Consider the following 6,159-nt stretch of genomic DNA (forward strand, 5'->3'; position numbering starts at 1 on the left):
GGCAGGCGCTCAGGTCCGAGCACCACCAAGGCGACAACCGCGATCACCAGCAGTTCGCTGAAGCCGATATCAAACACCGCAACCGCTCCGGATCAACGCGCGTTGCGGTCGTGCTCGTCCTGCGCGGTGCGCGCGGCGTCCTGGCTGCGCGACTCGTCGCCCAACTGTGCGTTCGGCTTGTCTTCGTCGTGCATGCCCTTCTTGAATTCCTTGACCGCCGAGCCGAGATCCTTGGCACCACTGGTCAGGCGCTTGGTGCCGAACACCAGCAGGACGATGACGAGCACGACCAACCAATGCCAGATGCTGAAACTGCCCATAAGTCGCTCGTTACGTTAGTGATCAGATTGCCGAGCATAGCGCACCGGCTGTAAGCCGGCGCGCGTGGCGAAAGTCAGTTGTTGCCCAGCGTTTCAGTGCGGATTTCACCGTCGTTGACCGGCTGGAAACCCTGCTGGGCCGGCGGCGGGGTCTGCGGCACGGCCTGCAACGGCGCCGTGGTCGCTTCAACCGGTGCCGCAGGTGCTGCCTGAACAGGCGCCGGGGCGGGCGCTGCAGCGGCGGCCGGACGCGGTGCGGCATTGCCACCGTTGCGGTTGTTGCGCGCCGCGTAGGTGGCCTCTTCCAGGCGATCACGGAAGGCGACCACATCCATCGACGGCGAGCCTGCAGCGCGGCCCTCGAAGATCATCCGCGGCGTGGTGTTGCTGCCGTAGGCGTCGAGGTTGGCGGCATCGTCGATCTGCAGGATCGCGCCATCCAGGGCCACGCCTGCGAACAGGCCGCGGGCGCGCGACCACGACCAGATTTCGGCCTTCAACTGGCCATCGGTGGCGGCGGCGGCATTGCGGCCGACCGGGCCGGCAGCCACGCCGGCATCGGCGCCGAGCGTGAACTTGCCGTTGACGAGATTGTCCAGGCTGCGGTCGTTGCGGAACACCAGCACCACGTCGGAGGACTGCACGCCGGCCTGGAAGCCGATGCTGCCGCCGGTGAGCTTGATGAATACCGGGTTTGACCACGCACCATTGGGCATGCGCACCGACATCAGGCCGTGGCCACGGCGTCCGCCGATCACCAGACCGGCCTTGATCGTGTCGGGAATGACGATGACCGCGCGGCCTTCGTCGAGCAATTTGTCTGGAATACCCTGTTCAGGGATTCCCTGGATTTCAGCCAGTACACGCACCGCGTTGCGGGCGCGCTGGTCTTCCTGCGGTCCGGCCATGGCCTGGCTGGACAGCAGGCTGGCGGCGATCAGCAGGGCTTGGATCGGGCGACGCATGGCAGGCTCCAGAAGTCAGTCCATAGGAAGATATAGCAAGTGACTGAAATTAGTGGTGATGTGATGAATCCCCAATGAGCGTTGCCTGCTCACATTTACCTCATCGATGACATCGATGCGAACCCTGCATGCCGACGTGACGATGGAATCGGCGACAATACCGCCCATGCTCGACGCACCCGATACCGCCGTACTGGCGGTCAACCTAGGCACGCCCGAGACGCCGACGGCTCCCGCTGTTCGTCGTTACCTGGCCGAATTCCTGTCCGACCCGCGTGTGGTCGCGATACCCGCACTGCTGTGGCAGCCCCTGCTGCGCGGCCTGATACTGCCGCTGCGCAGTGGTCGTTCGGCCGCCAAGTACGCCCAGGTGTGGCTGCCGGAAGGCTCGCCGCTGATGGTCCATACCCGCCAACTGGCGCAGGCGATGCAGACGCTGCTGCCGACGCTGCGCGTGCGCCACGCGATGCGCTACGGCGAACCGGCGCTGACCACCGAACTGGATCGGCTGGCCAGCGAGGGCGTGCGCCGCGTCGTGGTCTTGCCGCTGTATCCGCAATATTCGACCACCACCACCGCCTCGGTCGAAGACCGCGTGGATGCGTGGCAGCGCAGGAACCCGCAGGTCATGGTCAGCTTGGTGCAGGACTATTCGATCGATCCCGACTGGGTTGCCGCCGTCGCCGGCTCGATCCAGCGCTATTGGCAGCAGCAGGGTCGCGGCCAGAAGCTGATGTTCTCCTTCCATGGCATTCCGCAGCGCCTTGCCGATGCCGGCGATCCCTATCCGCAGCGCTGCGAGGCCAGTGCACGCGCGATCGCCGCGGCGCTGGGCCTGGGCGCGGATGATTGGCAGATGGGTTACCAGTCGCGCTTCGGCCGCGAACGCTGGCTGCAGCCCTACGCCGAACCCAGCCTGTGGGAGCTGGCCGAAGCGGGGGTGAAACAGATCGATGTGGTCTGCCCCGGGTTTGCCACCGACTGCCTGGAAACACTGGAAGAAGTCGCCATGGGCTTCACCGAAACACTGGCCGAGCGCGGCGCGCAGATGCGTTACATCCCCTGCCTCAACGCCGAACCGGAACACGCCCGCGCATTGGCTCGGCTGGCCGTGGCCTCGCTGGCATGACCCTGCAGCCGTTTGAACTGCAGGTCGCGGGCGTCCGCGTTGCCGGCCTGCGCCGTGCAGGCGAGGGACCGCGCGTGCTGGCCCTGCACGGCTGGCTCGACAACGCGGCCAGCTTCGTACCGCTGGCGCCGCATCTGCCACAACTGGACCTGGTGGCGATCGACCTGCCCGGACACGGCCACAGCGCACATCTGCCCACTGGTGCGGTGTACACCACTCCGGCGGCGATCACCCATGTACTCGATGTCGCCGACGCGCTGGGCTGGGACCGGTTCACCCTGATGGGCCATTCGATGGGTGCCGGCATCGCCAGCCTCACCGCGGCGGTCAGTGATCGTATCGAACGCCTGGTCGCCATCGAGGCGCTCGGCGGCCTGCGCGGACCGGAAGAAGACACCGCCAACCGTCTGCGCGAACACGTCGATGCCACCCGTGCACTCGCACGCAAGCAGCTGCGCGTGTTCCCGGATCTGGCCGCACCGATCCGTGCGCGGATGATGACCAACCAGCTCAGCGAAGGCTGCGCACGTCTGCTGGTTGAACGCGGTGTCGAGCCGGTCGAAGGCGGCTATCGCTGGTGCAGCGATCCGCGCCTGATGCTGCCCACCGCGATCCGCCTCAGCGAAGGCCAGATCGACAACCTGCTGCAGGCCATCAGCTGCCCGACCCAGGTGATCTATGCCACGCCTGCGCAGTCTTACTATCCCGAGCCGATGCGCAGCGAGCGCCTGCAGCACCTGCGTGATGGCCGCCTGGCGGTATTCCCCGGCAACCATCATCTGCACATGGAGCACCCGGTACAGGTTGCCGCAGTCATCGATGCATTCCTGAGCGGAAACAGCAACGCACGCTGACCATCGTCGGCTGCGCGTACTTCACTCTGCGCCAGTGCGGCCGATAGAACGGTAGTGGGCCCCTGCGCCCACAGCACGCAGGCCCTTTGTGCCTGCGGCTCGTTCCTGGTTCTGCAAGGAAGACCGCATGTCCCGTCTGCTGCACCGTCATCCACAGGATGTGGTCACGGTGTCTGTCCTCCGCGTCGCAGCCTGCGCCGCATTCCCCGAATTTCCCGACCCTGCCGTCGTTGCGCTCATCCGCGCAGCGCGTTGCATGGCCGCTGCCGTCCGTTGATCCAGGAGTTGCCGATGTCCATTGCGTCCTCCCGCCCGCCCGACCAGGGCCGTGTCCCTTATCTGCAACAGCTGGCACAGCGGGGCGATCGTCGCCTGCTGCTGGGTAGCGTGGTATTTGCGTTGATCGGCCTTGTGCTGGCTCTGCGCGGCACTTCGCTGCCCGCTGCGAGCGCCGTTGCCGCCGCGGTGCTGCCAGCCGCCTGGCTGGGCTTGCGCCAAGCCGGCCACGCCATCGCGCGCAACGGTCTGGCGGTACTGCTGTCACTGCAGTTGGGCCTGCTCTGCCATATCGCCGGATTGAATGCCGCGTTGCCGATCGCGCTGCTGCTGGGCGTGCTGCTCACCCAGCGTGACCGCCTGCCGTTGTGGCTGGCCGGCGCCATCGGCGTCATTGCAGTACTGGCACCGTTGCTTGAAGGAGCGGCCGTCCTGCCGCCGCTGTTGAACGCCACTGCCCTGGCGGTGCTGACGCTGGTTCTGGGCCAGACCGCCGCGCGCCTGCGCCAACAGAGCGAGGCGCTGGGTCACGGCCCGCATCGCCTGGCCGCATTGGCACGCGACATCGCCACCGGCGCCGACCTCGGCGCACATGCCGATGCACGCGGCTACGCACCTGGTTCACTGGCCCACGCGTTGGCCGATACCGCACGTCATGTGCAGGTGCAGCGTGGCCGCGAAGCCGAGGCGCACGCCGAGAACGCGCAGATCCGCCAGGCACTTGATGCCTCGCGCACGGCGATGATGATTGCCGACAACGATCACGTCATCCGCTACGTCAACCGCTCGGTGGTGGCACTGCTGCGCAACCAGCAGGCCACGCTGCGCCAGGCATTCCCCGATTTCGATGCAGAGCGGCTGGTCGGCAGCAGCATCCATCGCTTCCATGCCAACCCTGACCGCATTCGCGGCATCCTCAACGGGCTGCAGGCAACGCACCACGGCAAGGTGCGGATCGGTCCGGTGCATTTCGCGCAGGTGGTCACCCCGGTGTTCGATGCACAGGGCGCGCGCCTGGGCTTTGCGGTGGAATGGCATGACCGCACCCATGAGCTGACGCTGGAGAATGCCGTTGCCGGGATTGTCGATGCCGCCGCGCACGGTGATCTCGAACAGCGCCTGCAGGCCAGCGAAGGCGCCAGCTTCCTCGACGGCCTGACCGGTGGCATCAACCAGTTGCTGGATACCCTGGGCAGCACGGTGGACGAAGTGCGGGAGATGCTGTCGGCGATGGCCAACGGCGATCTCGACCGCCGCATGCAGGGCGAGTATCACGGCGCGTTCGCCGCCATCCAGCGCGATGCCAACGCCACCGCGAACCAGCTGGCGCGCATGGTTGGCCACATCCAGCACTGCGCAACCACCATCAGCACGGCTGCCAGCGAAATCGCCGCCGGCAACGGCGCACTGTCCGAGCGCAGCGAGCGACAGGCTGCGCATCTGCAGGAAACCGCCGCTTCGATGGAGGAGCTGACCGCCACCGTGCGCCAGAATGCAGCGCATGCGCGGCAGGCCAGTGAGCTGGCCGCCACCACCCAGGGCGCAGCAAGTGATGGCAACCACGCCATGCAGCGGGTGGTCGACACCATGCAGGCCATCGAAGGCGCGTCGAAGCGGATCGGCGACATTACCGGCGTGATCGACGGCATTGCCTTCCAGACCAACATCCTCGCGCTCAACGCAGCGGTTGAAGCAGCACGCGCCGGCGAGCAGGGGCGAGGGTTCGCGGTCGTCGCCAGCGAAGTCCGTGTGCTGGCGCAGCGATCGGCGGCAGCCGCTCAGGAGATCAAGGTCCTCATCGACGAGGCAGGTCGTCAGGTCGGCGAGGGCGCCCAGTTGGTGGCCGATGCCGGACAGCGCATGCGGGGCATCGTCGGCGGCGTGGAGAATGTAAGCCACCTGATGCGCGAGATCTCGGCAGCATCGCAGGAGCAGTCTTCCGGTATCGAGCAGATCAACCAGACGGTGGTGCAGATGGACCAGGCCACGCAGCAGAATGCGGCTCTGGTGGAGGAAGCCACTGCAGCGGCACGGGAACTGCAGTCGCAGGCAGGCGCACTGAACCAGGCGGTATCGGTGTTCCGGCAGCGCGAGGCCGCGTTGATCGACTGAGCAGACCCTGCGCCATGTTCCATGGAAGGCGGCGCCCGCAGGGCGCCGCCTTTTTATTGGGCGCCGTTCGCGGCAGGGTTCGTTGGCTCAATGGATGCGAAGGCAATCCGTTCAAGGCTGCCCGCGACGCGATGATGAGGGCCGAGGGCACCGGCCGTTGCGGCGCAGCTAGTGGGCCCACCAGCAGTTGAGTTGCACAGAAGGCGGCGCCCAAGGGGCGCCGCTTTCCCATGCGCGGCTACCGGCTATCTGCGTGAGGCTGGGCCGCATACGCAATCCCTACTGGGCCCCGGTAGTGCCGGCCGCTGGCCGGCAACCGCCTGCCGCCGCGTGACGTTCATGGGTTTCCGGCCGCTGGCCGGCACGACGCATTGGTTTCTCGCGCACAAAGAAAAACCCCGCTGCGTGAGCAGCGGGGTTTTTGGGGTATAAACCCTGGCGATGACCTACTCTCGCATGGCTTAGGCCACACTACCATCGGCGCAGCTACGTTTCACTTCCGA

At 66.5% G+C, this 6,159-nt stretch carries 7 protein-coding genes; 4 read left to right on the forward strand and 3 right to left on the reverse strand.

What is annotated here, in order from left to right; translation table 11 throughout:
* The 3 genes from DBR20_RS21240 to DBR20_RS21250 all read right to left on the reverse strand — a co-directional run.
* Positions 1–77: twin-arginine translocase TatA/TatE family subunit (locus DBR20_RS21240; protein WP_181393146.1), on the reverse strand; the 77-nt coding region annotated here is incomplete at its 3' end.
* 15 nt (positions 78–92) lie between these two features.
* Positions 93–320, reverse strand: a complete 228-nt coding sequence (gene tatA, locus DBR20_RS21245; protein WP_100461960.1) for a Sec-independent protein translocase subunit TatA — start codon at positions 318–320, stop codon at positions 93–95.
* A 74-nt stretch (positions 321–394) separates the two neighbouring features.
* Positions 395–1,285 carry a YSC84-related protein gene (locus DBR20_RS21250; RefSeq protein WP_108268282.1) on the reverse strand — a complete coding sequence of 297 codons (891 nt, stop codon included), beginning with the start codon at positions 1,283–1,285 and terminating at the stop codon, positions 395–397.
* A gap of 166 nt (positions 1,286–1,451) precedes the next feature.
* Between DBR20_RS21250 and hemH the strand changes: the two genes are divergently transcribed.
* The 4 genes from hemH (at position 1,452) to DBR20_RS21265 (ending at position 5,656) form a co-directional block, all read left to right on the forward strand.
* Positions 1,452–2,414, forward strand: a complete 963-nt coding sequence (hemH, locus tag DBR20_RS21255; protein ID WP_108268284.1) for a ferrochelatase — start codon at positions 1,452–1,454, stop codon at positions 2,412–2,414.
* Positions 2,411–3,268 (forward strand): alpha/beta hydrolase, encoded by an 858-nt coding sequence (locus tag DBR20_RS21260; protein WP_108268286.1) that lies wholly within the window; start codon positions 2,411–2,413, stop codon positions 3,266–3,268. The genes hemH and DBR20_RS21260 overlap by 4 nt, the downstream gene beginning before the upstream one ends.
* 127 nt (positions 3,269–3,395) lie before the next feature.
* The gene (locus DBR20_RS22250) at positions 3,396–3,545 is read left to right on the forward strand and encodes a hypothetical protein (RefSeq protein ID WP_181393145.1); all 150 of its coding nucleotides are present in this window, start codon (positions 3,396–3,398) and stop codon (positions 3,543–3,545) included.
* Positions 3,546–3,559: 14 nt separating this feature from the next.
* Positions 3,560–5,656, forward strand: a complete 2,097-nt coding sequence (locus DBR20_RS21265; RefSeq protein ID WP_108268288.1) for a methyl-accepting chemotaxis protein — start codon at positions 3,560–3,562, stop codon at positions 5,654–5,656.
* Positions 5,657–6,159: the final 503 nt, after the last annotated feature.

The sequence above is a fragment of the Stenotrophomonas sp. HMWF023 genome (assembly GCF_003060985.1).
GTDB classification, from domain to species: Bacteria; Pseudomonadota; Gammaproteobacteria; order Xanthomonadales; family Xanthomonadaceae; genus Stenotrophomonas; species Stenotrophomonas lactitubi.